Source organism: Pseudomonas cichorii (assembly GCF_015471405.1).
Classification (GTDB): Bacteria; Pseudomonadota; Gammaproteobacteria; order Pseudomonadales; family Pseudomonadaceae; genus Aquipseudomonas; species Aquipseudomonas serbiensis.
The window spans coordinates 255,128-279,294 of sequence record NZ_BLVZ01000008.1; the positions used below are offsets into that span (position 1 = coordinate 255,128).

Below are 24,167 nucleotides of genomic sequence, written 5' to 3' on the forward strand. Positions count from 1 at the left end.
CTGAAGGAATGACAATTGATGGCAGTGTCGAGCATCCACGGATGCACCCTGCCATACCGTTGCAGGGCATTTTATGGGCTATGCGGCACTCTTCCAAGCCGAATGGCGATTCGTGCTGATTACTGGCGCACAGTTTCAGTCGCCGTGATTGCTGCCGTGAAACTCGAAAAGCTGTCGCCGCTGCTTCTTGGTCGGTCGCCCATCAGTGGTGACGCTCAGGTTCCCTGCCTTGCGCTGAGCCGCTGCATGCTCGCGCTTTGCAATGCTGTCCGGCGTTTCGCGGTACAGGGTTTGCGCCTCAGGCGCACCGCGCCGCACGATGGATAACGCCTCGACCACGACCGTGCGCTCATCGAAGCCCGTGCGGACCAGAATCTCGTCACCGACATGGGGTTCCTTGCCCGGCTTGCAGCGCTCGCCACGGCAATGAACCTTGCCGCTTTCTATTGCAGCCTTGGCCAGTGCCCGGGTCTTGAAAAAGCGTGCAGCCCACAGCCATTTGTCCAGGCGAACCTTGTCGTCGTCTTCTTCAGTCTTTTTCGCCATGTGAATTCCTCATTCATGAAACAGTCTGAACCTGCGGGCGCGGTACGGAAAGTGACTGGATACAGTCGCCGATCTTCGTACATTCCCTGCGCCCTATCGAACATGAAGCAATCAATCCTTGCCTGTCAAAGCCGGTCAGTGCGAATTTTCTCCCGATATAAACATGGAAGTGCGACATGACAGAATTCCCGACCTCATTGACCGCGCCCCGAAAGGGCTGTGAAGGTTGCACGGGCAGCCCCGCACTGGACTTCGCGTTCGAGTTCGCCTATCAGCCGATCGTTGATCTGCGCGACCAGTCGGTGTTTGCCCATGAAGCGCTGGTAAGAGGCCCGAATGGCGAGAGCGCTTACTCGATCCTGAGCCAGGTCACGGACAGCAATCGCTATCGCTTCGATCAAGGCTGCCGTACCAAGGCCATTGCAGGCGCGGCTCAGCTGGGAATGACCGAACGTTTATCGATCAACTTTCTGCCCAATGCCGTGTATCGTCCCGAGCTTTGCATCCGCAGTACGCTGGAGGCTGCACGGCAGCACAACTTCCCGCTGGACCGGCTGATTTTCGAGACACTCGAAAACGAGCATGTAGATAACTATGGCCATTTGAGCAATATTCTGCGCGAATATCGCGAATTCGGTTTCATGACGGCCATCGACGATTTTGGCGCGGGCTATTCGGGGCTGACGCTTCTGGCGAATTTCCAACCCGACCTGATAAAACTCGACATGGATTTGATTCGCGATATCCATCGTGATCGCGCACGTCAGGCTATCGTTCGTGGTGTTGTCATAATGTGTGCCGAGTTGGGGGTTACAGTGATCGCCGAAGGCATCGAACACGCCGAGGAACGAGACTTCCTCGCTGACTGCGGAATTTTCCTGATGCAGGGTTACTGGTTCGCCAGGCCTGCGTTCAAAGCACTGGCCCAGGTTGACCCTGGTGTCTGGCAGACGTCTTGAGTCATATGGAATCGCTTTGAAGACATTCGATCATCTGACAGTTATCGGCCTGCGCGAGTGGGTGGCGCTACCCGATCTGGGGGTAGCAGGCCTGCGGGCAAAAATCGATACCGGTGCAAGCACTTCAAGCCTGCATGCCACCGAGATCGAGCCTTTTGAACGCGATGGCCAGAAATGGGTTCGTTTCAACGCTCATCTGGGCACCGTGGTGCAGTTGCGTCATCGCCGATGCGAAGCCCAACTGGTCGCCATGAAGACAATCAAAAGCTCCAATGGCCAGGCGCAGGTTCGCTATGTGATCCGCACCACGCTGGCCCTTGGTGATCGCGTCTGGCCGGTGGAGTTCACCCTGGCCTGCCGCAAGTCGATGCGCTATCGGCTGCTATTGGGTTCAAACGCCTTGATCGATGGCCAGTTGGTGGTCAATCCAGGCATTACTTACGTTCAAGACAAGCCGGTGTTCCCGGTCTCTACTTCCTCAGGTGCTGCATGAAGATCGCTGTGCTTTCGCGTAACCCGCGTCTGTATTCCACCCGTCGTCTGGTCGAAGCTGGTATCGAGCGTGGCCATGAGATGGTGGTGATCGACACCCTGCGCGCCTATATGAACATCGCCAGCCACAAGCCGCAGATCCACTATCGCGGCAAGCCGCTGGAAGGCTTCGATGCGGTCATCCCGCGCATCGGCGCTTCGGTAACGTTCTATGGCTGCGCGGTGTTGCGCCAGTTCGAAATGATGGGCGTGTTCCCGCTCAATGAATCGGTGGCCATTGCCCGTTCACGGGACAAGCTGCGCTCGCTGCAATTGCTGTCGCGCCGGGGCATCGGCCTGCCGGTCACAGGTTTTGCCCACTCGCCCGACGATATCCCCGACCTGATCCAGATGGTCAACGGCGCACCGCTGGTCATCAAGGTGCTCGAAGGCACTCAGGGCATCGGCGTGGTGCTCTGTGAAACAGCCACGGCCGCCGAGTCGGTGATCGAGGCGTTCATGGGCCTCAAGCAAGACATCATGGTTCAGGAGTACATAAAGGAAGCGGGTGGCGCGGATATTCGCTGCTTCGTGGTTGGCGACAAGGTCATTGCTTCGATGAAGCGTCAGGCCAAGCCAGGGGAATTCCGCTCCAACCTGCACCGTGGCGGCAGCGCCAGCCTGATCAAGATCACACCACAGGAACGCATGACTGCCCTTCGCGCTGCCAAGGTCATGGGTTTGAGTGTCGCGGGTGTGGATATCTTGCGCTCCAACCATGGCCCGCTGGTCATGGAAGTGAACTCATCGCCCGGCCTGGAAGGCATTGAAATGACGACCAGCAAGGACGTGGCGGGGATGATTATCGAGTATCTGGAGAAGAACAGCGGGCCGCATATGACGCGGACCAAAGGCAAAGGCTGAACCCTGGTGGGAGCGAATTCATTCGCGAATGAATTCGCTCCCACACAAAAAAGCGCCTCGCAAGGCGCTTTTTTTATTTACTGCACGGTTGGCGTTTCGCCAGCTTCCTGCATGCGTTGCAGCTCTTGAGCGTACAGCGCATCGAAGTTCACCGGGGACAGCATCAGCGCTGGGAACGAACCACGAACAACCAGGTTGTCGATCGCTTCGCGAGCGTAAGGGAACAGCAGGTTCGGGCAGAACGCGCCCAGGGTGTGGCTCAGCGAAGCATCGTCCAGACCTTTGATCAGGAAGATACCGGCTTGCTGGACTTCAACGATGAATGCAACTTCGTCGCCGTTGTTGACGGTCACGGACAAGGTCAGCACCACTTCGTAGAAATCGCCTTCCAGCGGCTTCTGACGGGTATTGAGGTCCAGGCTTACGCTAGGAGTCCACTCCTGACGGAAGATCGCAGGGCTTTTTGGCGCTTCGAACGACAGGTCGCGAACATAAATACGTTGCAAGGAAAACTGAGGAGAGTTCTCTTCGTTGGTAACGCCGTTGGTCGATTGTTCGGTCATGTCGAATCCTTATGAAAAATAGGGTGTGAAGTTGAACTCAGTTTTCCAGCCACTGGTCGAGCTTGCCTGCGCGCTCAAGGGCAAAGAGGTCGTCGCAACCGCCGACATGCCTGGAACCGATCCAGATCTGCGGCACTGAGGTACGACCGGCCTTTGCGACCATCTCAGCGCGAACCTGCGGTTTGCCATCGACTCTTATCTCGTTAAAGGCAACTCTCTTGCTTTGCAGCAACTGCTTGGCGCGTGTGCAATAGGGGCAATAGTCGCTGGAGTAGACGATGACTTCAGGCATTTCATTTCACCAAAGGCAAGTTATCGGCGCGCCAGCTGGAGATACCGCCAGACAATTTGGCCGCCTTGAAACCCGACTTCAGAAGCTCGCGGGCTGTGCTACCTGCATGCTGCCCGAATGCATCGACTATGATCAACGTCTTGTCCTTGTGTTTTTGCAGTTCGGAAGTGCGGGTGAGCACTTTGTCCTGCGGAAAATTCAAGGAGCCAACGATATGGCCTGTCGCAAAATCCTTGGTGGAGCGCACGTCGATGACCACGCCCTGGTCGCTGTTGACCAGAGCTGTCAGCTCGCGCGTGCTCAGGCTGCGACCGCCCTTGCTCAATTCATAGGCAATCAGCAGGGCCAGCAGAATGAAGAAAGCACCGGTGATCAGGTAGTGGTTAGTGGCGAATTCAAGCAGATGAGCAACCATCAGTAGGTTCCAGGGCGTTAAAATGTCGGCCAGTATACACAGCACCCATGGAGGGCCAAAGTCCGTGCGGCAGTGACGCCGTTTGAACTTGCCCTTAAAATGCGGATCTTTTTTGTACTTTCTTTAACCAGCCTCGAGTGGGTTCTATGACTGCCACCCCAAAACCTCTGGTCCTTATCATCCTGGATGGCTTCGGACACAGCGAAAACCCTGAAGGCAACGCCATTCTGGCAGCCAAGATGCCAGTCATGGATCGCCTCTATGCATCCATGCCTCACGGCCTGATTTCAGGTTCGGGTATGGATGTGGGTCTGCCGGACGGGCAAATGGGCAACTCCGAAGTCGGCCATATGAACCTGGGTGCCGGGCGTGTGGTTTATCAGGACTTCACTCGGGTGACCAAAGCCATCCGCGACGGCGAGTTCTTCGAGAACCCGACCATCTGCAAGGCCGTGGACAAGGCTGTCGAAGCCGGCAAGGCCGTCCATATCCTGGGCCTGCTGTCTGACGGCGGCGTTCACAGCCACCAGGATCATCTGGTCGCCATGGCCGAACTGGCTGTAAAGCGTGGCGCCGACAAGATCTACCTGCATGCCTTCCTCGATGGCCGCGATACACCGCCGCGCAGCGCGAAAAGCTCCCTTGAGCTGATGGACGAAGCCTTCGCTCGCCTGGGCAAGGGCCGTACTGCAACCATCATTGGTCGCTACTTCGCCATGGACCGCGACAATCGCTGGGACCGCGTGTCCACCGCCTACAACCTGATTGTCGACAGCACGGCCGAATTCCAGGCAGAAACCGGCGTTGCCGGGCTGGAAGCCGCCTATGCACGCGAGGAGAACGACGAATTCGTCAAGGCCACGCGCATCGGTGAGCCCGTCAAGGTCGAAGACGGCGATGCCGTAGTCTTCATGAACTTCCGCGCCGACCGTGCCCGCGAGCTGACCCGCGTCTTCGTCGAAGACGATTTCAAGGACTTCGAGCGCGCCCGTCAGCCGAAGGTCAACTACGTCATGCTGACCCAATACGCCGCCAGCATTCCTGCACCATCGGCATTCGCTGCCGGCAGCCTGAAAAACGTGCTGGGCCAGTACCTGGCCGATAACGGCAAGACGCAACTGCGCATCGCCGAGACCGAGAAGTACGCACACGTCACCTTCTTCTTCTCCGGTGGCCGCGAAGAGCCGTTCCCGGGCGAAGAGCGCATTCTGATTCCGTCGCCGAAAGTCGCCACTTACGACCTGCAACCGGAAATGAGCGCACCGGAAGTCACCGACAAGATTGTCGACGCTATCGAGAACCAGCGTTATGACGTCATCGTCGTCAACTATGCCAACGGCGACATGGTTGGCCATAGCGGCGTCATGGCAGCGGCGATCAAGGCCGTGGAATGCCTGGACCTGTGTGTCGGTCGCATCACCGATGCTCTGGAAAAGGTCGGCGGCGAAGCACTGATTACCGCAGACCATGGCAACGTCGAGCAGATGACCGATGACTCCACAGGTCAGGCTCACACTGCACACACTTCAGAGCCGGTGCCTTTCATCTACTTTGGCAAACGCCAGTTGAAAGTCCGTGAAGGCGGCGTCCTGGCCGATGTCGCGCCGACCCTGCTGCACCTGATGGATCTGGAAAAACCGCAAGAGATGACCGGTCACTCGATCCTGGTCGCGGAGTAAAAGGCTCTGAACCGGCATTTCGACATCAGACAATGCCGGTTTTTTATGTATCAGGCCCCAAAGCAGTGGCTGCGGGGCGTTTTTTTTGTGCCGTATGGCGGGCATACTAGGCCTGTCATTTTTTCTCACAATTCCTCGGTATCGCCCACCCTCATGCTCCGCGCCTTGATTGCCCTTGTTCTGATTTGCCTGCTCAATCCGGCGTTCGCCGATGATGAGCGTGCGCAAACCCAAAAACAGATCGACGCTGCGCGTCAGGATGTTGCCGAGCTGCAGAAAGTCCTGAACAAGCTTCAGGAAGAGAAAGCGGGCGTCCAGAAGGACCTTCGCACCACCGAAACCGAAATGGGTAAGCTGGAAAAGCAGGTCGAGGTCCTGCAAAAGGAACTAAAAAAGACCGAAACCGAGCTCCAGCGGCTCGACAGTGAGAAAAAAAAACTCAACACCGCTCGCGCTGAGCAACAACGCCTGATCGCCATCCAGGCCCGCGCCGCCTATCAGAGTGGCCGGCAGGAATACCTGAAACTGCTGCTCAACCAGCAGAACCCCGAGAAATTCGCCCGCACCCTCACCTATTACGACTACATCAGCCAGGCTCGGCTGACCCAGTTGAAAAACTTCAATGAAACCCTGCGCCAGCTGGCCGGTGTCGAAAAAGACATCGACCTTCAGCAAGCACAGTTGCTGGTTCAGAAAAGCAACCTGGACAGCCAGAGCGAAGAACTGGCCAAAGTACGCCAGGAACGTCAGCAAGCGCTGGCCAAGCTCAACCAGGACTACAAGGCGCGGGATCAGAAACTCCAGGCGCGCCAGCAGGATCAGGCCGATCTGGCTAAAGTGCTGAAGACCATCGAGGAAACCCTCGCCCGTCAGGCGCGTGAGGCCGAGGAAGCAAGGCAGAAAGCACTGGTTGCCGCCCGCGAAGCCGAAGAGCAACGCCAGCGTGCGGCCAGCAGCAGAAATACTGATGAACCCACGCCCAGGCGCCCAGTCAAAGCTCCCGGCGCACTTGTTTCCAGCTCTGGCGCGTCTTATGGCGGCGCCTTTGCCGAAGCCAAGGGAAAACTTCCATGGCCTGTCGATGGTCGATTGCTTGCCCGCTTCGGCGAAGCACGTGGAGATGACGAGCGGACCAAGTGGGACGGCGTGATGATCAGCGCGGGTGCCGGAAGCCAGGTCCATGCCGTGCATGGCGGTCGCGTGGTTTTCGCTGACTGGTTGCGCGGCGCCGGTCTTCTGGTCATTCTCGACCATGGCAACGGATATCTGAGCCTGTATGGTCACAACCAGAGCCTGCTCAAGTCGGCAGGCGACATCGTGAAGGCCGGTGAGGCAATATCCACCGTAGGCAATAGCGGCGGTCAAGACACATCAGCGTTGTATTTTGCTATTCGTCAGCAGGGTCGCCCAAGCGATCCAGCCCAATGGTGCCGCACTCAAGGATAAGTCGGCCCCAATATCTGTAGGAGTTCGTTAGACATGCTGCATTTGTCCCGCCTCACCTCGCTGACCCTGGCTATCGCCATCGTTATTGGCTCGCCTCTGGCCCAAGCGGCCGAAAAAGCCACGCCAGCACCAGCGCCAGCAGCTGTCGCGCCCGCCAACGCCAAGGCGCCGCTGCCGCTCGATGAGCTGCGCACCTTCGCCGAAGTCATGGATCGGGTCAAAGCCGCCTATGTCGAACCTGTGGACGACAAGACCCTACTGGAAAACGCCATCAAAGGCATGCTCAGCAATCTTGATCCGCACTCGGCCTATCTCGGGCCAGAGGACTTCCAGGAGTTGCAGGAAAGCACCAGCGGCGAGTTCGGCGGCCTGGGCATAGAGGTTGGCGTCGAGGACGGTTTCGTCAAAGTGGTTTCGCCCATTGACGACACTCCGGCCTCCAAGGCGGGCATCGAGGCAGGCGACCTGATCGTCAAGATCAACGGCGCACCGACCCAAGGTCAGACCATGCAGGAAGCGGTCGACAAGATGCGGGGCAAGATCGGTGAAAAGATCACCCTGACGCTGGTACGCGATGGCGGCACGCCATTCGACGTGACGCTGGCGCGGGCCACCATTCAGGTCAAGAGCGTCAAGGCGCAGATGCTGGAGAACGGCTACGGCTATATCCGCATCACCCAGTTCCAGGTCAAGACCGGCGATGAAGTCGGCAAGGCGCTGGCCAAGCTGCGCAAGGACAACGGCAAGAAGATGAGCGGTCTGATCCTCGACCTGCGCAATAACCCGGGCGGCGTGCTGCAATCGGCGGTTGCCGTGGCGGATCACTTCCTGACCAAGGGCCTGATCGTCTACACCAAGGGCCGTATCGCCAACTCCGAACTGCGCTTCTCCGCCGACCCGGCAGACGCCAGCGAAGGCGCGCCTCTGGTGGTGTTGATCAACGGCGGCAGCGCCTCGGCCTCGGAGATTGTCGCCGGCGCCCTGCAGGACCAGAAACGCGCCATCCTGATGGGCACCGACAGTTTCGGCAAAGGCTCGGTGCAGACCGTCCTGCCGCTGAACAACGACCGCGCCCTGAAGATCACTACCGCGCTGTACTACACGCCTAACGGTCGCTCCATTCAGGCTCAGGGCATCAACCCGGACATCGTTGTGCGCCGCGCCAAGGTCACCAATGAAGCAGACGGCGAGAACTACAAGGAAGCCGACCTGCTCGGTCACCTGGGTAATGGCAACGGCGGTGCCGACAAGCCGACCGTCAAGGGCGGCGCAGCGGCCAAGGCCCGTCTGCAGGATGAAGACTACCAGCTCAATCAGGCCCTCAGCCTGCTCAAAGGCCTGAGTATCACCCGCGGCAACTAAGGCATGCGTTTTCTCTCATGCCTGTGGCTGGCCCTCTCGCTGATCGGTGTTGCCCATGCAGCACCCGACAGCGAGAAGGCCAGGCCGTCCTCCGCCTATCTGAGCCTGATCATCGACGATCTGGGCCAGAACCCGGCGCGTGACAGTCGCACCCTTGCCCTGCCCGGCCCCGTGACGTTGGCGATCATGCCCGACACGCCTCATGCCACCGACTTCGCCAGACAGGCACACGCTGCCGGCAAGACCGTCATGCTGCACATGCCAATGGACCCGGCAACCGGGCCGTATGCCTGGCATCCCGGCCTGCCGTTGCCGGAGCTTGAAAGCCGACTGAGCGCAGCACTGCTCAAGGTGCCTTATGCGGCGGGCATCAACAATCACATGGGCAGCCGCATGACCAGCGAACCAGTGGCCATGGCCTGGCTCATGGAAGAATTGCAGCGGCGGCACATGTTCTTTGTCGACAGCCGCACCAGCGCCAAAACCGTTGCGGCAGCCGCGGCACAACGTATCGGCCTGGCCAGTGTGTCCCGCGATGTATTCCTGGACGATGAGCGCACAGCCGATGCCATTACCCGGCAATTGCAGATCGCGATCAAACTGGCCCACAAACAAGGATCGGTGGTCGTCATAGGCCATCCTTATCCTGTAACCCTGGATGTCCTGGAGCGGGAACTGCCCAGGCTCAAGGCGCAGGGCATCGAATGGATCGAGCTGCGCCACATGATCAGCGAGAGGGGCAATAAAGCCATGGCCGGGCACGGAAAAGATGGCTTGTACCGCTGATTCCCGTCCTGACCGGCTTCGACTTTTCCACACTGGCTGTAGGCTCCGCCTGCTTTAAATGTCTCCCGCCGTTACTGCCTTGATAACAGCGTCAGCCCCCGATTAAAGGGACTGATCTCCATGTCGTTATCAAGGAAGAAACATGAATCTCAGCATTTTCACTGCCGCGTGCTGCATCGTCAGCCTGCTGTACTTGCCCGGCCATGCCACCGCCCACGATCATGGCGAAGGCCTGCTTGCTCTTGCCCCGTCCAGAGTCCTGCTTAACGCGGACGGCCAGAACAATCGCTGGAACGGCATCGGTCGCATCAAGAGCCGAAAAGGTTCGCACTGCACTGCGACGTTAATCGATACACGCAGCAGCGGCAGCCCGGTCGAAGCGCCTGCCTATCTGCTTACCAATGGCCACTGCATCTCCCGACGCAACGGGCTCATCATCACCGATGCTGAAATCGAGGGCACGGTCGAGTTCAACTTTTTCACTGACAGCACTGTGTACAGCTATCCACTGAAGCGTGTGCGCTGGAGCAGCATGCAAGGCGTGGATCTGGCGATTGTCGAGTTGCAGCCGACGCTCGGGGAACTGATCGCTGACGGCATCCAGCCACTCAGGCTCACCAACCAGATGCCGGAAGATGGCCGCGATATCCTGTCGATTGGCGCCCCTCTCTATATAGGCACAGGCCATCTGCGCATGGCGGCATGTGTTCATCAGTCTTCGGGGGAAATCCTGCAACAGCCCTGGGTCTGGCGCCACACGGTCAGCAATCAGTGCAAGGACATCGCCAAGGGCTCATCCGGGAGCCCTTTGCTGACCCGTGACACCCTTGAAATGTTCGCGGTATTGAATCTCACCAACCAGCCATCACCAGAGAGCTTTGCGATTGAGCGTGGCATGGAGTTTCCACCCGGCTTCCCGCCACAGGCGCCCGACAGTAACTTTGGCAGCCCGGTCACCCGCCTGAACGAATGCTTTATCGACGGCGAGCTCAACACCGATCCCCAGCAGTGCAGGCTATTTCCTGCACACTCGATCATCTTTGAAAAACCACCCAGGCAATACGTAAAAGTGCGGCTGGACGCACAGGGTAATGAGGTTTATCCGGGATGGAATCTGAAATTCACTGTGGATAAACCCTTCTATCGCTACAAGAAGGTCGATTCGCCACTGCAATGTGAAAACCCGGTGGGCTACAGCCACACCATCGCCTCGCAGGACGCCAGCATTGATGACCCTGTCGACCGACAGATCGGCATCAACTGGCTATGTATTGTCGGGGTAACGTCAGCCGATGAGCGACCCAGCCACGGCATGATGCGCAACACACTGACACTGGCTGTGGAGTTGCAAGCAGCAGGCCCGACAAGCGAGCCGCGAGTGCATATCGAAAAGAACCGGTTCGGTTCTTATGAGATCAACTGGCTGCGTGATTCCGGTGGCCTGATTGACCGCTACACCGTGAAGATCGGCCCTCCCGCGAAAACAGACTGCGCCGACCCGCAAGGTTTCAAAAGGCTCTTGGGCAGCAATCTGGTGCTGCGCAGGAAATCACTGCCAATAAAAATCTGCACCTACGCCCATGATGTCAACGGCCAGCGCTCCAGCGTGCGCGAGGACATTGTGTCCGTGACCGAGTGAGGCGTTATTGATAGCGCGCCTGAACCTTGTCGACCCAGCCTTCGGCGCGCATTTCATCCAGCTTCTTTTGCAGGCGTGCGACAACGTCGTCGGACGTATCCTTGTTCAACGCCAGAAACAACTCGGCTTTATGGAAGCGCAAGACCGTCTTCAAACCAGTGATGCCTTCCTGCTTGGCCAGATAGCGGCCTACAGGATCGGCGGTGGCCCACAGATCGATCTGGCCATTGACCAGTTTTCTGGCGTTGTCCTGATCACGCAGCATCAAAACAGGGTTGAAGCCCTGGAGAGTCAGGCTTTGGGCGACCGCATCACCTTTATAGGCGCCGACCTGATAAGCCTTGGCCTGCTCCAGATCGGTCAGGGCAATCGTGCTGTCCTCACGAGCCAGCAGGACCCAGTCAACCGGGCCGATGGGGCCAACCCATTTGAATAGTTTTTCCCGCTCGGGCGTACGGACGGTGGAGAACACGCCATAACCGCGCTTCTCCAGCGCAAGCTTGTAGATACGCTCCCAAGGAAAACGCAGGGTCAGGTTGTAGCCGATACCGGCGCGCTTGAACATCTCGCGCACGATCTCGACAGCGATGCCATCGAGGTTGTTTTCCTGGGCGAAGTTCTTGCCATCGACCGCCATGTTGTAAGGCGGATAGTTTTCGGTCAGCAGAACAATCGAAGAGGCCGGCGCGTCACTGCCCCGAGCGCTGAAACTCAGAAGAGTACTGACACCGATCAGTGCAAGAAAAAGACGTTTGAACATATTTCGGCACTCGATCATGACAAACCCGTGCAGAGTGCCGTGATCCCATGACAGTGTCTAGCTCGGCACTTTGCAATGTCGCTTTCAGATACCTGAAACCAGAAGCTTCATGGCAGGCGGGCAAGGACTTGCCCGCCTGTGCATCAGCGAACGACGATACCGCGCTGGGCCATGTAGGCCTTGGCTTCAGGCACTGTGTATTCGCCAAAGTGGAAGATGCTCGCCGCCAGAACAGCACTCGCATGCCCTTCAATGACACCGGCAGCCAGATGCTCAAGGTTGCCGACACCACCGGATGCAATCACAGGAATCCCCAGCGCATCGCTGATCGCACGGGTAACGCCCAGATCGAAACCGTTTTTCATGCCGTCCTGGTCCATGCTGGTCAGGAGGATTTCACCGGCGCCCAGGTCTTCCATCTTTTTCGCCCACTGCACGGCGTCCAGACCGGTCGGCTTGCGGCCACCGTGGGTAAAGATTTCCCAGCGCGGAGTTTCGCCCGGCAGGGAAACCTTCTTGGCATCGATAGCGACCACGATGCACTGCGAGCCGAAGCGTGCAGCGGCTTCGCCGACGAACTCCGGGTTGAACACTGCCGCCGTGTTGATCGAGACCTTGTCGGCACCGGCGTTCAACAGGTTGCGGATGTCCTGAACGGTACGCACACCGCCACCGACGGTCAGCGGAATGAACACCTGGCTGGCCATGCGCTCGACGGTATGGAGCGTGGTATCACGGCCATCGACGCTGGCGGTGATATCCAGAAAGGTGATTTCGTCAGCACCTTGCTCGTTGTAGCGACGAGCAATTTCCACCGGATCGCCCGCATCGCGGATGTTCTCGAACTTGACGCCCTTGACCACTCGACCGTTGTCGACGTCCAGGCAAGGGATGATGCGTTTGGCCAGAGCCATGGGGTTATCTCCGATAACAGCAGTTGCAAGCGGCAAGTTTCAAGCCGCAAGACAAAGCAGATCTGCTTCAGCTTGCGTCTTGCAGCTTATGGCTTGAGGCTCTCCAGATCACAGAGCGCCTGCGCCTCAGCCACGTCCAGCGTCCCTTCGTAGATCGCACGGCCGGTGATGGCGCCGATGATGCCAGGGGCCTTGGCGTCCAGCAGGGCCTTGATGTCGCCCAGGTTGTGGATGCCACCGGAAGCGATCACCGGAATACGGGTCGCGGCGGCCAGCGCGGCGGTGAACGGGATGTTGCAGCCCTGCATCATGCCGTCTTTGGCGATGTCGGTATAAACGATAGCCGAGACGCCATCAGCCTCGAAACGCTTGGCCAGATCGATGACCTGTACGGTGCTGACTTCAGCCCAGCCGTCGGTGGCGACGAAACCATCCTTGGCGTCCAGGCCAACGATCACTTTGCCTGGGAATGCACGGCAGGCTTCAGCCACGAACTCGGGTTCCTTGACTGCCTTGGTGCCGATGATGACGTAGCTCACGCCCGCCTTGACGTAATGCTCGATGGTTTCCAGCGAGCGAATACCGCCACCGATCTGGATCGGCAGTTGCGGGTAACGCTTGGCAATGGCAGTGACAACCTCGCCATTGACCGGCTGACCTTCAAACGCACCGTTCAGGTCGACCAGATGCAGACGGCGGCAACCACCGTCGACCCACTTGGCAGCCATGCTTACCGGATCATCGGAAAACACCGTGGAATCTTCCATACGGCCCTGGCGCAGACGTACACAGGCACCGTCTTTAAGGTCGATCGCGGGAATAATCAGCATACTTTTTCCTTCGTCAAAAGAGCGGCAAGCTTCAAGCGTGCGTGTCTATCAAATTCAATTCTTGCAGCTTGAAGCCTGAAGCTTTCAGCTGCTCTTTTCGAGCGCCCACAGATCGCTTTCGATGCTCTCGAACCGCTCCTTGAGGAGCTGCTGAGCATCGAAAACCGCTCGATTGTAATAGTGCGGGGCAATCTCGCTGGTAAAGAACTCAAGCACTTCGGCCACTTCAAACGACCCCAGCTCCATTTCGAAGCGCTGCGAAAACAACCGCTTCAGCTTGTCGATGGCCTGCTGCTCCTGCTCAGGAGTGAGGGTGAGAATCGGCGGCTTGGTCCTGGCTTTACTCATGGCGATTACCAGCGACCGTCCCAGGCAACGAAGTTCTGCAGCAATTGCAGGCCATGGGTATGGCTCTTCTCGGGATGGAACTGCACGGCAAAGCGCGAACCGTCCGCAAGGGCTGCGGCGAAATCGACGCCGTAATGCCCACTGCCCACGACCTGACGCGGGTTGGCCGCCTGGATATAGAAGCTGTGGACAAAGTAGAAGCGCGCCCGATCTGGAATGTCGTGCCACAGCGGGTGATCTACCGCCTGGGTCACTTCGTTCCAGCCCATGTGCGGCACTTTCAGGTGTTCGCCCTGCTCTTGCAGGTCCTTGCCGAAGAACTTCACCTGGCCGGGGAACATGCCGATGCAGTCCACGCCGTTGTTTTCTTCGCTGCGATCCAGCAAGGCCTGCATGCCGACACAAATGCCGAGGAAAGGACGATCCTTGCTCACTTCACGCACCAGCGAATCGAACTCCAGGCGGCGGATTTCAGCCATGCAGTCGCGGATCGCGCCCACACCCGGAAACACGATGCGGTCGGCTTCGCGAATGACTTTGGCATCGCTGGTGATCTGCACACGGCCTGCGCCAACATGCTCAAGCGCCTTGGCGACCGAGTGCAGGTTGCCCATGCCGTAATCGATGACAGCAACCGTCTGCATCAGAGCACACCCTTGGTCGAAGGCATCTGCCCGGCCATACGCTCATCCAGCTCTACCGCCATGCGCAGCGCGCGACCGAATGCCTTGAAGACGGTTTCGATCTGGTGGTGAGTGTTGGTGCCGCGCAGGTTGTCGATGTGCAGGGTCACGTTGGCGTGGTTGACGAAGCCCTGGAAGAATTCCTGGAACAGGTCCACGTCAAAGCCGCCGACCACGGCGCGGGTGTAAGGCACATGCATTTGCAGGCCAGGACGACCCGAGAAGTCGATGACCACACGCGACAAGGCTTCATCGAGCGGCACATAGGAATGGCCGTAGCGACGAATACCCTTTTTATCACCGATGGCCTGGCTGAATGCCTGGCCCAGGGTGATACCGACGTCTTCCACTGTATGGTGGTCGTCGATTTCCAGGTCGCCTTTGCACTCGATATCAAGGTCGATCAACCCGTGCCGGGCGATCTGGTCGAGCATGTGCTCAAGGAAAGGAACACCGATATCGAATCGGGCCTTTCCGGTGCCATCCAGGTTGATCGAGGCTTTGATCTGGGTTTCCAGGGTATTGCGCTCGACGGATGCCTTACGTTCGGCCATCACCAGCTCCGCAAAATCATTGGGCGAAAAAGGTGACCATTATAGGCCCAGATGCGGCCGGCATGAAGCAAACAGACGAGGGGAAGGCAAGATGATGGCTGTTTATGGGGCTTGAGGGGGCAAAATCGACGATTTCACGCCCCTCAAGCCTGCTGACACCAGCCTCGGGATGGCTTTATGCAGCGGCTGCGGTAAACAGACTGCCGAGCGCATCGCAGAACTTGCCGATATTCGCCTCGTTCAACCCGGCCATGCACACACGGCCACTGCGCACCAGATAAACGCCATGCTTCTCACGGAGTTCATCGACCTGCTCAGGCGTCAGGCCGGTGTAGCTGAACATTCCGCTCTGGCGAAGAATGAAACTGAAATCACGGCCCGGGACTTTCTGCTCCAGTGCCGTCACCAGCTTCTGACGCATGTCGATGATGCGCAGACGCATGCCTTCCACTTCACTCAACCACTCGTCGCGCAGTTGCGGGGTGTTGAGCACCTTGGAGACGACATACGCGCCATGAGCAGGCGGGCTGGAATAGTTGCGACGAACGGTCGCCTTGAGCTGCCCCAGCACATTGGTGGCTGAAGCCACGTCTTCGCAGACGATGGACAACCCGCCGACTCGCTCGCCATAGAGCGAGAAGATTTTCGAGAACGAGTTGCTGATCACCGTGGTGATACCCGCGCTGGCCATCGCTCTGATCGCGTAGGCATCTTCATCCATGCCTTTGCCGAAGCCTTGATAGGCCGTATCGAGGAACGGAATGAGCTGGCTGCTCTTGATCTGCTCGATCACAAGGTCCCACTGCTCGACCGACAGGTCGGCGCCTGTCGGGTTGTGGCAGCAAGGGTGCAGCAACACGATGCTGCGTGCCGGCAAGGTTTTCAGCTTGCCGAGCATGGCCTCGAAGTCCACGCCACCGGTGCGCGAATCGAAGTACGGATAGGTGTGGACCTTGAAGCCCGCGCCACCGAACAAGGCGTGGTGATTTTCCCACGTAGGGTCGCTGACCCAGACCTGGGAATCCGGGAACGCATACCTCAGGAAGTCCGCACCGACTTTCAGTGCGCCCGAGCCGCCAACGGTCTGGATGGTCGCCACACGACCTTCAAGCACAGCCGGATGATCGGTGCCGAACAGCAGGGTTTGCACCGCCTGACGGTAAGGGGCCAGACCTTCCATCGGCAGGTAGAGAGAAGCTGCCTTCTCGCTCTCGGCCACTTGCTGCAGGGCGCTGACAGCGGCGGCCAGAGGCGGAATGAGCCCTTGAGCGTCATAGTACAGACCGATACTGAGATTGACCTTGTCTTCACGCGGGTCCTTCTGAAAGGTTTCCATCAGCGAAAGAATCGGATCTCCGGCGTATGACTCTACGTGGGCTAGCATGCGGAACAACTCCTCTAATTAATGAATCAGGCCGAATAGCGGTCGGATCTGTGATTTTGCGCAATGATGAAATTCAGCAGCACGGCACCAGCAATGGAAGCTACCAGAGTCGGCAGGCTGATGAACGTCAGGGAGGCGATAAGCACGCAAATATCCACGCCCATCTGCAACCAGCCAGCCTTGAAACCATATTTTTCCTGAAGGTACAGCGCAAGAATATTCACGCCTCCCAGGCTGGCCCGGTGCCTGAACAGAATCAGGAAGCCCACGCCCAGAATCAGGTTACCCAGCACGGAGGCATAAAAAGGCTGCAACTGATCGATATGGATGAACAGGCCATGCTGATCGGAGAAGAAGGATACCAGCCCTACTGCACAGAAGGTCTTGAGCGTGAACAACCAGCCCATCCGACGGAAGGACAGGTAATAGAACGGCAGGTTGAGGGTGAAGAACGCAACGCCGAAAGGCACAGCAAAGGTGTAGTGGAAAAACAGTGCAATACCCGCCGTGCCGCCCGTCATGACGCCAGCCTGGCGCAGCATCAGTACGCTGAAGGAGATCAGGATAGTGGCAATAACGAGGGCAAATACGTCTTCCTGGGCCGAATGACGGGTAGCAAGACTGTTGGGAGTGGCGGTGTGGGTGGTCATTATGGCGCTCAGGCATGGTCGATGAGGGTGAATGACAGCGCTCTTTATCCAGCAACGCCATGGCAACTCACGATATGAGCGCAAATCCTACACAAAGAGACCGATGTTAGCCAATAAATACATTTACACGCACACAAGTAACGATAACAACAAAACATATGCATCATTTGCGCACACAAATATTAATTATGTGCCATTACAGTGCATCGACTTACACTGTCACAACACTGTTTTCCTTGAGGCGCTCCAGAACAACAGCCGTCTTGATATGCGCAACACTGTCGCTTGCAGTAATACACTCCATCAGGCGATTGAGACTATCGAGGTCTGCAACAGCAACCTTGAGCGTATAATCCGCATCCCCCGTCGTCTTATAGGCGTCGATGATCGAACTGAGGTCTGCAACCAACGCCTGGAATATCTCCCGGTATTCAGTGCTGTGGCTGACCAGACGGACTTCGATCATTGCCAGCACCGCGCGGCTCATGGCCTGCGGGGCGACACGGGCATGGTAGCCAAGGATCAGATGACCCTGCTCCAGACTGATTCTGCGACGAGAGCATTGCGATGCCGAAAGCCCGACCAGGTCACTAAGCTCCTGGTTGGTCAAGCGACCATTGGCCTGAAGCAGGGTCAGGATCTTCAAGTCGAAGTCGTCGATTTCATTCATTTTCATTGAGGGCAATCGCTCGTACCAAAGAGTTCCAGGCCGGGAAGCCTATCAGTTTCAAAGCATCAACAGCGACAACCCGAAGTGCATCACCAGACCACAATAGAGATGGCACCTGTCTTGCAATCGAGCCCAATCGTAAAGCCAAGATGGCCAACCAGCCGATCCGTAATCAATACTTGCAGGGATTTTCAATGACCCAATCAACGCCGCCCGATCAATTGCATCGGGGATTGAAGAATCGGCATATCCAACTGATCGCGCTGGGTGGCGCGATTGGTACGGGGTTGTTTCTAGGAATTGCTCATACCATCAACATGGCTGGCCCTTCGGTGCTTCTGGGTTATGCGATTGCAGGCATGATCGCCTTTTTCATCATGCGCCAGCTCGGCGAGATGGTGGTCGAGGAGCCGGTCGCAGGAACCTTCAGTCACTTCGCCAATAAATACTGGGGCAGCTTTGCAGGCTTCATGTCCGGCTGGAACTACTGGGTCCTGTACGTGCTGGTCGGGATGGCCGAACTGACAGCGGTCGGCGTGTACGTTCAGTATTGGTGGCCGGAAGTCCCCACCTGGGTTTCGGCAGCAATCTTCTTCGTGATCATCAACCTGATCAACCTCAGCAGCGTCAAGCTCTATGGGGAAATGGAGTTCTGGTTCTCCATCATCAAAGTGGTCGCGATCATCAGCATGATCGTCTTCGGCGCCTATCTGCTGGCCAGCGGCAATGGCGGGCCTGACGCTGCTGTCGCCAATCTGTGGCAATACGGCGGATTCTTCCCCAATGGCATCGGCGGGCTGGTGATGGCCATGGCCTTCATCATGTTTTCATTTGGCGGCCTGGAGCTGATCGGTATCACCGCTGCCGAAGCGCAAGACCCTCAGCGCAGCATTCCCCGCGCCACCAATCAGGTGATCTACCGCATTCTTCTCTTCTATGTAGGCGCACTGGCCGTTCTGCTGTGCCTGTACCCATGGCAGAAAGTGGGTGCCGGTGGCAGCCCCTTCGTCATGATCTTCCATGCAATGGACAGTAACATCGTTGCGACCGTACTGAACGTCGTGGTCCTGACGGCTGCGCTGTCGGTCTATAACAGTTGCGTCTACAGCAATAGCCGGATGATGTTCGGCCTGGCCAAACAGGGCAATGCGCCCAAGGCGATGCTCAAGGTCAATGCCCGCGGCGTACCGGTCAATGCTCTGGCGATCTCGGCAATCTCTACCGGCATGTGCGTACTGATCAACTATCTGGTACCGGAGCAGGCCTTTAAATTGCTGATGGCGCTGGTGGTGTCGGCCCTGGTGCTCAACTGGGTCATCATCACCATTACCCATCTCAAGTTCCGCAGCGCCAAGCGTCAGGCCAACGAAACCACGCTTTTCAAAAGCTGGGGCTATCCAGCCACCAACTACATCTGCCTGGTCTTCCTGTTCGGCATTCTGGCAATCATGCTGTTCACACCGGGCATCAGCATCTCGGTGTACATACTGCCGTTCTGGCTGATCGCGCTGGGTGTGGCTTACGCCATCAAGACCCGCAACACACCTGCAACCTTCGCGGATAAATCGGCCACCCGATAAAAACAGGCCATAAAAAAAGCGCTTGCACGTCCTGTGCAAGCGCTTTCTTTTTGCCCGACTGTTTTAGTGGAACAGTACGGCAGTCTTTTGCAGGGTGACCCACACGCCCCACGCCAGAGGAATACCAACAGCCAGCCAGGCCAGGATAACAAATGGCTTGCTGCCTTCAGACGCCTTCCACTCCAGAGAAGTGGTTGCAGCAGCGCCCTTGTCATGACCGATTGCCTGTTCAGCAGCCAGTTCGGCGTCAGTCATGAAGTACTTGTCGGCAACCGGGCGAATCAACAGGTTGCAGATGAAGCCCAGAACCAGCATGCCAGCCAGGATGTACAGCGTGATGTCGTAGGCAGCAGCGCGGGCAACGCCGTGGCTGAGCTGATATTCACGCAGGTAGTTGACCAGTACCGGACCCAGTACACCGGCAGCAGCCCATGCAGTCAGCAGACGACCGTGGATTGCACCCACCATTTGCGTACCGAACAGGTCAGCCAGGTAAGCCGGAACAGTCGCGAAGCCACCGCCGTACATCGACAGCACGATACAGAAGGCACCCACGAACAGTGCGATGCTGCCAATGTGGCTCAGGGTCGGAACCGATGCATACAGCACGAAGCCCAGGGCAAAGAACACGAAGTAAGTTGCCTTGCGACCAATGTAGTCAGAGCACGATGCCCAGAAGAAACGACCACCGATGTTGAACAGGCTCAACAGACCGGTAAAGCCTGCCGCGATGGCAGCGATTGCTTTCAGTTGATCGGCATTGAGCTGGCTGAAAGTCAGATCATTACCCAGCAACTTGCCGGCGAACACTTCCTGCAACAGTGGCGAAGCCATGCCCAGAATACCGATACCCGCCGAAACGTTCAGGCACAGCACCAGCCATACCAGACGGAATTGCGGAGTTTTCCAGGCCACGCTGACGTGTACGTGACGATTGGTGATCATCGCATTGCTGGCTTTCTTGGCAGGAGCGGTCCAGCCTTCAGGTTTCCAGCCAGTCGGAGGAACGCGATAGCCCAGTGCGCCGCCAAGCATGAAGATGAAGTAGATCACCGCCATCACGACGAAGCTCTGCCATACACCAACGCTTTCAGCGGTAGCAAAGTAGCCCATCAGAGCGGTTGCCAGAGGAGCACCCACCATCGCGCCGCCACCGAAGCCCATGATCGCCATGCCGGTCGCCATGCCGCGCTTGTCCGGGAACCACTTGATCAGCGTCGAAACAGGGGAGATATAGCCAAGCCCCAGACCGATACCACCGATCACACCGGAACCGAGCCACATCAGCCAGATCTGGTGAGTGTAGATTCCGAGTGCGGAAATCAGCAGACCGCCACACCAGCACAGAGCCGAAACCACACCGGCCTTGCGTGGGCCTGCGTGTTCAAGCCAGCCACCCCAGATGGCAGCCGAGCAGCCCAGGAAGATGAAGAACAGTGTGTAGATCCAGCCCAGCATGGAGATCTGCCAGTCACAGGTCGACGAGAAGATCTGTGCAAAGAAGCCCATGTCAGGTGTACAGGCAACGGGTGCCGAGATGCCGATGGCTTTGGAAAGCGGCAACCAGAATACCGAGAAGCCGTAAGCCATACCGATACAAAGGTGGATTGCCAAAGCAGCAGGCGGGACCAGCCAGCGGTTGAAGCCGGGCTTGGCGATGATGCGTTCCTTGGACAAGAACGCAGGTTGAGCGGTAGCGCCGCCCAAAGCTGTACTTGTGCTCATTGTGATTACCCCCAGATGTGTAATGCTCGCAGGACTTATGCGCTGGTCCGCCCACAGTCTCCATGCCAGACGGCCATGACTGTTTTATCGGCGGAAGTTCCAGAGACGTGGCAAAAAGCCGCACCTGACCAGCGATGGCGAGAGACTAACACTTACCAAGGGCCGTAAGTATCGTGTTACATCAATTAATTACTTACCCAATCCATGCCATCTATGAAGTAATAGACACAATCAATTACGAACAGAGGAAATAGAATGCCGGTCTTAGTTGGGATTATTAATTCCCCCACTTATCAGGATCAGGAAGACCTGCAAAAGATATATCGCGACGCCCCGCAATGGCTGTTTTCGCCCTTCACCGATGCGGCGCAATTGATTGAAACAACGCTGAGTGACGGAACACTTCTGGCGGGACGCTTCAACGACCGGTTACTGGGCGCGGCACGCCTGGAACAGACCGGCGACATCTGGCGGCTGTCGCATCTTTGCGTGCGCGCACTCACCCGTCGACGTGGCGTTGCCGAGCGCCTTGTGGCTCATGCACAGAAATCGGCCAGGGATGCAGGTTGCGAACTACGCTTGCAGACAACCGCCGAGCTTCCTGAAGTCCTGGCCCTTGCGGCCAAGCTCAACGTGCCGCTGGAAATCGCAAATCCTACCCGCGCAGCAGCCCAAGGCATCCAAAGCCCCCGACACTCGTGAGAGCGGTATACTCGTGGGCTATTTTTTGAACGATCGATAACAAGGACTCGCCCATGAAAGCGTTCGGCAAAATCCTGGGGCTGTTTATTCTCGGGTTGCTGCTGATCATCGTGGCTCTCGGCTTCGCCTTGACCCATCTGTTTGATCCCAACGACTACAAAGACGAGATTCGGCAATTGGCGCGCGACAAGGCGAATGTCGAGCTGACGCTGAACGGTGATATCGGCTGGAGCCTGTTCCCCTGGCTGGGCCTTGAGTTGCATGACGCCAGCGTCGCAACCCTGAGCGCCCCCACCGCACCGTTTGCCGACCTGCAAATGCTCGGATTGTCCGTTCGCGTACTCCCGCTGTTGCGCCGCGAAGTACAGATGAGCGACGTTCGGGTAGAAGGCCTGAACCTGCGCCTCAACCGTGATGAAAACGGCCATGGCAACTGGGAAGACATCGGCAAGCCGGCCACCGCTAGCGCGCCAACACCCGAGCAACCTTCAGGCACGACGCCTGCCTCGCCAGCAGACAAACCGTCGCGCCCCATCAAGCTGGATATCGACAGCCTGACGGTCAACAACGCCCGCGTCGAATACAGCGACGCCCGCAAAGGCCGGACCCTTACCGCCGAAAGCATTCAGTTGAGCACCGGTGCGGTACGGGAAGCCTCGGACATCCCGATCAAGCTGACGGCTTTTCTGAGCACCAATCAGCCGGTTGTGCGCATCAGGACCGAACTGGTCGGCGACCTGCGCCTGGACCGCGCCCTCAAGCGCTACCAGTTCGAAGACATGCGCCTGTCAGGCGAAGCTGCTGGCGAACCCTTGCAGGGCAAGACCGTGACCTTCGCCGCTCAGGGCCAGTTGCTGGTAGACCTCGCGGCCAACATTGCCGAGTGGAACAGCCTCAAGATTTCCGCCAACCAGTTGCGCGCCCTCGGCGAGTTGCGCGCCCGCGATCTGGACAAGACTGCACAAATCAGCGGTGGCCTGTCCATCGCCCAGCTCGATGTACGCACCTTCTTCGACAACATCGGCCAGCCTCTGCCAGCCATGGCCGACGGAGCACTGAGCAAGGTCGAAATGGTCACCCGCCTGAGCGGTACGCCGAACAGCCTGGTGCTCGAAGACCTCAACCTCAAGCTCGACAACAGCACCTTCACGGGCCGTGTCGCCATAGATGACTTCGCCAGACAGGCACTGCGCCTTCAACTCAAGGCTGACACCTTCGATGCCGATCGCTATCGCCCGGCCGAGAGTGAAGAAAGCAAAAGCGCCAAAGCCGCTCGCCAGTCCGAAGTGCAAAGCGGTGAAGCGGCAGCTCTCGCCGGCAACACGCCGCTGCCGGACCAACCTGCCAAGGTCGCCTGGAGCACTGCCAAACTGCTGCCCCTTGAGCGCCTGCGCACCCTCGACGTCCAGGCAGACCTGAGCTTCGGCAAACTGACCATCGACAAACTGCCGATCGACAATGCCGTACTCACCACCCAGGCACAGAACGGCGTCATCAGCGTCGAAAGCCTGCGTGGCGACCTCTACAACGGCAACTTTGAAATCAAGGGCAACCTCGACGCCCGCCCGGACATTCCTCTGGCCAGCGTACAAGCCAAAGCCAGCCGTGTGCCGGTCGAGCGCATTCTGCAAAGCCAGGGGCAAACGCCACCGATCACAGGCCTGCTGACCCTCAATAGCAACCTGACCGGCAAGGGCAACAGCGAAAAGGCTCTGGTCGACAGCCTCAACGGCACAGCCAGCTTTGCGCTCAACAATGGCGTGCTGGTCAATGCCAACCTTGAACAGCAACTGTGCCAGGGCATCTCGACCCTCAACCGCAAGACGCTCAGCGGCGAACCTCGCGGCAAGGACACTCCATTCCAGCAACTCAATGGCAACCTGACCGTGCGCAATGGCGTGGCCAGCAACCCTGACCTCAAGGCGCGCATTCCGGGCCTGGCTGTCAACGGCAATGGCGATATCGACCTGCGCGTGCTGGGCATGAATTATCGCCTGGGCATCATCATCGAAGGCGACAAGAGCGACATGCCGGACCCAGCCTGTGAGATCAACCCGCGCTACGTGGGCATCGAATGGCCAATCCAGTGCCGGGGCCCACTGGAACTGGGCGCCAAGGCCTGTCGTCTCGACAAGGAAGGCATCGGCCAGATCGCGGCCAAGCTGGCCGGCGACAGGATCAGCGAAAAGCTTGAAGAAAAACTGGATGACAAACTCGGCGACAAAGTCAGCCCGGAACTCAAGGACGCCCTCAAGAACCTGTTCAAACGATGAGAGCCGATTCTG

The 24,167-nt window shown here is 57.9% G+C and carries 25 protein-coding genes; 11 read left to right on the top strand and 14 right to left on the bottom strand.

Annotation, left to right across the window (positions count from 1 at the left end):
• Positions 1-135 precede the first annotated feature (135 nt).
• Positions 136-546 carry an RNA-binding S4 domain-containing protein gene (locus JL015_RS14790; RefSeq protein WP_201018969.1) on the bottom strand — a complete coding sequence of 137 codons (411 nt, stop codon included), beginning with the start codon at positions 544-546 and terminating at the stop codon, positions 136-138.
• 176 nt (positions 547-722) lie between these two features.
• On the opposite strand from JL015_RS14790, the gene rimA reads away from it, so the two are divergent.
• The 3 genes from rimA to rimK are packed head-to-tail and all read left to right on the top strand — an operon-like array spanning position 723 to position 2,900.
• Positions 723-1,505 carry a S6 modification regulatory phosphodiesterase RimA gene (gene rimA / locus JL015_RS14795; protein ID WP_201004082.1) on the top strand — a complete coding sequence of 261 codons (783 nt, stop codon included), beginning with the start codon at positions 723-725 and terminating at the stop codon, positions 1,503-1,505.
• A gap of 16 nt (positions 1,506-1,521) precedes the next feature.
• Positions 1,522-1,998, top strand: a complete 477-nt coding sequence (rimB, locus tag JL015_RS14800; protein WP_117167480.1) for a retropepsin-like aspartic endopeptidase RimB — start codon at positions 1,522-1,524, stop codon at positions 1,996-1,998.
• Positions 1,995-2,900 carry a 30S ribosomal protein S6--L-glutamate ligase gene (gene rimK, locus JL015_RS14805; protein ID WP_201004084.1) on the top strand — a complete coding sequence of 302 codons (906 nt, stop codon included), beginning with the start codon at positions 1,995-1,997 and terminating at the stop codon, positions 2,898-2,900. The genes rimB and rimK overlap by 4 nt, the downstream gene beginning before the upstream one ends.
• Positions 2,901-2,977: 77 nt before the next feature.
• Here rimK and secB read toward each other — a convergent pair whose 3' ends face one another.
• From secB to JL015_RS14820, 3 genes are read right to left on the bottom strand one after another with little or no spacing between them, the layout of a single operon-like run.
• Entirely contained in the window at positions 2,978-3,463 is a 486-nt protein-coding gene (secB, locus tag JL015_RS14810) for a protein-export chaperone SecB (protein WP_025262429.1), read from the bottom strand.
• A gap of 37 nt (positions 3,464-3,500) precedes the next feature.
• Positions 3,501-3,755 (bottom strand): glutaredoxin 3, encoded by a 255-nt coding sequence (gene grxC / locus JL015_RS14815; RefSeq protein WP_025262430.1) that lies wholly within the window; start codon positions 3,753-3,755, stop codon positions 3,501-3,503.
• A 1-nt stretch (position 3,756) separates the two neighbouring features.
• Positions 3,757-4,170 (bottom strand): rhodanese-like domain-containing protein, encoded by a 414-nt coding sequence (locus JL015_RS14820; protein ID WP_025262431.1) that lies wholly within the window; start codon positions 4,168-4,170, stop codon positions 3,757-3,759.
• Between the two features lie 146 nt (positions 4,171-4,316).
• On the opposite strand from JL015_RS14820, the gene gpmI reads away from it, so the two are divergent.
• The 5 genes from gpmI (at position 4,317) to JL015_RS14845 (ending at position 11,082) form a co-directional block, all read left to right on the top strand.
• The gene (gpmI, locus tag JL015_RS14825; RefSeq protein WP_201004086.1) at positions 4,317-5,849 is read left to right on the top strand and encodes a 2,3-bisphosphoglycerate-independent phosphoglycerate mutase; all 1,533 of its coding nucleotides are present in this window, start codon (positions 4,317-4,319) and stop codon (positions 5,847-5,849) included.
• A 153-nt stretch (positions 5,850-6,002) separates the two neighbouring features.
• Positions 6,003-7,295, top strand: a complete 1,293-nt coding sequence (locus JL015_RS14830; RefSeq protein ID WP_201018970.1) for a murein hydrolase activator EnvC family protein — start codon at positions 6,003-6,005, stop codon at positions 7,293-7,295.
• Positions 7,296-7,328: 33 nt separating this feature from the next.
• The gene (locus tag JL015_RS14835; RefSeq protein WP_201004089.1) at positions 7,329-8,657 is read left to right on the top strand and encodes a S41 family peptidase; all 1,329 of its coding nucleotides are present in this window, start codon (positions 7,329-7,331) and stop codon (positions 8,655-8,657) included.
• Between the two features lie 3 nt (positions 8,658-8,660).
• Entirely contained in the window at positions 8,661-9,443 is a 783-nt protein-coding gene (locus JL015_RS14840) for a divergent polysaccharide deacetylase family protein (RefSeq protein ID WP_201018971.1), read from the top strand.
• A 142-nt stretch (positions 9,444-9,585) separates the two neighbouring features.
• Positions 9,586-11,082: a trypsin-like serine peptidase gene (locus tag JL015_RS14845; RefSeq protein ID WP_201018972.1), complete on the top strand. Its 1,497-nt coding sequence runs from the start codon at positions 9,586-9,588 to the stop codon at positions 11,080-11,082.
• Positions 11,083-11,086: 4 nt separating this feature from the next.
• Here the strand turns inward: JL015_RS14845 and JL015_RS14850 are convergent, their stop codons facing one another.
• The 9 genes from JL015_RS14850 to JL015_RS14890 all read right to left on the bottom strand — a co-directional run bounded on the left by JL015_RS14850 (position 11,087) and on the right by JL015_RS14890 (position 17,881).
• Positions 11,087-11,842: a substrate-binding periplasmic protein gene (locus JL015_RS14850; protein WP_201018973.1), complete on the bottom strand. Its 756-nt coding sequence runs from the start codon at positions 11,840-11,842 to the stop codon at positions 11,087-11,089.
• 143 nt (positions 11,843-11,985) lie between these two features.
• A complete protein-coding gene (gene hisF / locus JL015_RS14855; RefSeq protein ID WP_201004097.1) occupies positions 11,986-12,756 on the bottom strand; it encodes an imidazole glycerol phosphate synthase subunit HisF in 771 nt (256 codons plus the stop codon).
• 86 nt (positions 12,757-12,842) lie between these two features.
• Entirely contained in the window at positions 12,843-13,586 is a 744-nt protein-coding gene (gene hisA / locus JL015_RS14860) for a 1-(5-phosphoribosyl)-5-[(5-phosphoribosylamino)methylideneamino]imidazole-4-carboxamide isomerase (RefSeq protein ID WP_201018974.1), read from the bottom strand.
• Between the two features lie 84 nt (positions 13,587-13,670).
• Positions 13,671-13,934: a DUF2164 domain-containing protein gene (locus JL015_RS14865; RefSeq protein WP_201018975.1), complete on the bottom strand. Its 264-nt coding sequence runs from the start codon at positions 13,932-13,934 to the stop codon at positions 13,671-13,673.
• 5 nt (positions 13,935-13,939) lie between these two features.
• Positions 13,940-14,578, bottom strand: coding sequence for an imidazole glycerol phosphate synthase subunit HisH (gene hisH, locus JL015_RS14870; RefSeq protein ID WP_201018976.1), 639 nt, complete (start codon positions 14,576-14,578; stop codon positions 13,940-13,942).
• Entirely contained in the window at positions 14,578-15,171 is a 594-nt protein-coding gene (gene hisB, locus JL015_RS14875) for an imidazoleglycerol-phosphate dehydratase HisB (RefSeq protein WP_025262442.1), read from the bottom strand. Before hisB ends, hisH begins: the two co-directional genes overlap by 1 nt.
• Positions 15,172-15,346: 175 nt before the next feature.
• Positions 15,347-16,555, bottom strand: coding sequence for an amino acid aminotransferase (locus JL015_RS14880; RefSeq protein ID WP_201018977.1), 1,209 nt, complete (start codon positions 16,553-16,555; stop codon positions 15,347-15,349).
• Between the two features lie 26 nt (positions 16,556-16,581).
• Positions 16,582-17,205 (bottom strand): YitT family protein, encoded by a 624-nt coding sequence (locus JL015_RS14885; RefSeq protein WP_201018978.1) that lies wholly within the window; start codon positions 17,203-17,205, stop codon positions 16,582-16,584.
• A 211-nt stretch (positions 17,206-17,416) separates the two neighbouring features.
• A complete protein-coding gene (locus JL015_RS14890; RefSeq protein WP_236124175.1) occupies positions 17,417-17,881 on the bottom strand; it encodes an Lrp/AsnC family transcriptional regulator in 465 nt (154 codons plus the stop codon).
• Positions 17,882-18,069: 188 nt separating this feature from the next.
• Here JL015_RS14890 and JL015_RS14895 point away from each other — a divergent pair, with 188 nt between their 5' ends.
• Positions 18,070-19,455, top strand: coding sequence for an amino acid permease (locus tag JL015_RS14895; protein ID WP_201018979.1), 1,386 nt, complete (start codon positions 18,070-18,072; stop codon positions 19,453-19,455).
• Positions 19,456-19,518: 63 nt separating this feature from the next.
• Here the strand turns inward: JL015_RS14895 and JL015_RS14900 are convergent, their stop codons facing one another.
• Positions 19,519-21,180 carry an OFA family MFS transporter gene (locus JL015_RS14900; RefSeq protein ID WP_201004110.1) on the bottom strand — a complete coding sequence of 554 codons (1,662 nt, stop codon included), beginning with the start codon at positions 21,178-21,180 and terminating at the stop codon, positions 19,519-19,521.
• A gap of 255 nt (positions 21,181-21,435) precedes the next feature.
• On the opposite strand from JL015_RS14900, the gene JL015_RS14905 reads away from it, so the two are divergent.
• On the top strand, positions 21,436-21,882 hold the full coding sequence (locus JL015_RS14905) for an acetyl-CoA sensor PanZ family protein (RefSeq protein WP_201018980.1): 447 nt from the start codon (positions 21,436-21,438) through the stop codon (positions 21,880-21,882).
• A gap of 53 nt (positions 21,883-21,935) precedes the next feature.
• A complete protein-coding gene (locus tag JL015_RS14910; RefSeq protein WP_201018981.1) occupies positions 21,936-24,155 on the top strand; it encodes an AsmA family protein in 2,220 nt (739 codons plus the stop codon).
• Positions 24,156-24,167: the final 12 nt, after the last annotated feature.

Bases quoted from the DNA above. Each gene is read 5' to 3' on its own strand.
- JL015_RS14840 (WP_201018971.1), top strand. From the start codon at position 8,661: ATGCGTTTTCTCTCATGCCTGTGGCTGGCCCTCTCGCTGATCGGTGTT.
- JL015_RS14900 (WP_201004110.1), bottom strand. From the start codon at position 21,180: ATGAGCACAAGTACAGCTTTGGGCGGCGCTACCGCTCAACCTGCGTTC.
- hisF (WP_201004097.1), bottom strand. From the start codon at position 12,756: ATGGCTCTGGCCAAACGCATCATCCCTTGCCTGGACGTCGACAACGGT.
- hisA (WP_201018974.1), bottom strand. From the start codon at position 13,586: ATGCTGATTATTCCCGCGATCGACCTTAAAGACGGTGCCTGTGTACGT.
- JL015_RS14830 (WP_201018970.1), top strand. From the start codon at position 6,003: ATGCTCCGCGCCTTGATTGCCCTTGTTCTGATTTGCCTGCTCAATCCG.
- JL015_RS14890 (WP_236124175.1), bottom strand. From the start codon at position 17,881: ATGAAAATGAATGAAATCGACGACTTCGACTTGAAGATCCTGACCCTG.
- JL015_RS14865 (WP_201018975.1), bottom strand. From the start codon at position 13,934: ATGAGTAAAGCCAGGACCAAGCCGCCGATTCTCACCCTCACTCCTGAG.
- JL015_RS14835 (WP_201004089.1), top strand. From the start codon at position 7,329: ATGCTGCATTTGTCCCGCCTCACCTCGCTGACCCTGGCTATCGCCATC.
- secB (WP_025262429.1), bottom strand. From the start codon at position 3,463: ATGACCGAACAATCGACCAACGGCGTTACCAACGAAGAGAACTCTCCT.
- JL015_RS14910 (WP_201018981.1), top strand. From the start codon at position 21,936: ATGAAAGCGTTCGGCAAAATCCTGGGGCTGTTTATTCTCGGGTTGCTG.
- JL015_RS14850 (WP_201018973.1), bottom strand. From the start codon at position 11,842: ATGTTCAAACGTCTTTTTCTTGCACTGATCGGTGTCAGTACTCTTCTG.
- rimK (WP_201004084.1), top strand. From the start codon at position 1,995: ATGAAGATCGCTGTGCTTTCGCGTAACCCGCGTCTGTATTCCACCCGT.
- hisH (WP_201018976.1), bottom strand. From the start codon at position 14,578: ATGCAGACGGTTGCTGTCATCGATTACGGCATGGGCAACCTGCACTCG.
- JL015_RS14880 (WP_201018977.1), bottom strand. From the start codon at position 16,555: ATGCTAGCCCACGTAGAGTCATACGCCGGAGATCCGATTCTTTCGCTG.
- JL015_RS14790 (WP_201018969.1), bottom strand. From the start codon at position 546: ATGGCGAAAAAGACTGAAGAAGACGACGACAAGGTTCGCCTGGACAAA.
- JL015_RS14905 (WP_201018980.1), top strand. From the start codon at position 21,436: ATGCCGGTCTTAGTTGGGATTATTAATTCCCCCACTTATCAGGATCAG.
- JL015_RS14895 (WP_201018979.1), top strand. From the start codon at position 18,070: ATGACCCAATCAACGCCGCCCGATCAATTGCATCGGGGATTGAAGAAT.
- grxC (WP_025262430.1), bottom strand. From the start codon at position 3,755: ATGCCTGAAGTCATCGTCTACTCCAGCGACTATTGCCCCTATTGCACA.
- hisB (WP_025262442.1), bottom strand. From the start codon at position 15,171: ATGGCCGAACGTAAGGCATCCGTCGAGCGCAATACCCTGGAAACCCAG.
- rimA (WP_201004082.1), top strand. From the start codon at position 723: ATGACAGAATTCCCGACCTCATTGACCGCGCCCCGAAAGGGCTGTGAA.
- gpmI (WP_201004086.1), top strand. From the start codon at position 4,317: ATGACTGCCACCCCAAAACCTCTGGTCCTTATCATCCTGGATGGCTTC.
- JL015_RS14885 (WP_201018978.1), bottom strand. From the start codon at position 17,205: ATGACCACCCACACCGCCACTCCCAACAGTCTTGCTACCCGTCATTCG.
- JL015_RS14845 (WP_201018972.1), top strand. From the start codon at position 9,586: ATGAATCTCAGCATTTTCACTGCCGCGTGCTGCATCGTCAGCCTGCTG.
- JL015_RS14820 (WP_025262431.1), bottom strand. From the start codon at position 4,170: ATGGTTGCTCATCTGCTTGAATTCGCCACTAACCACTACCTGATCACC.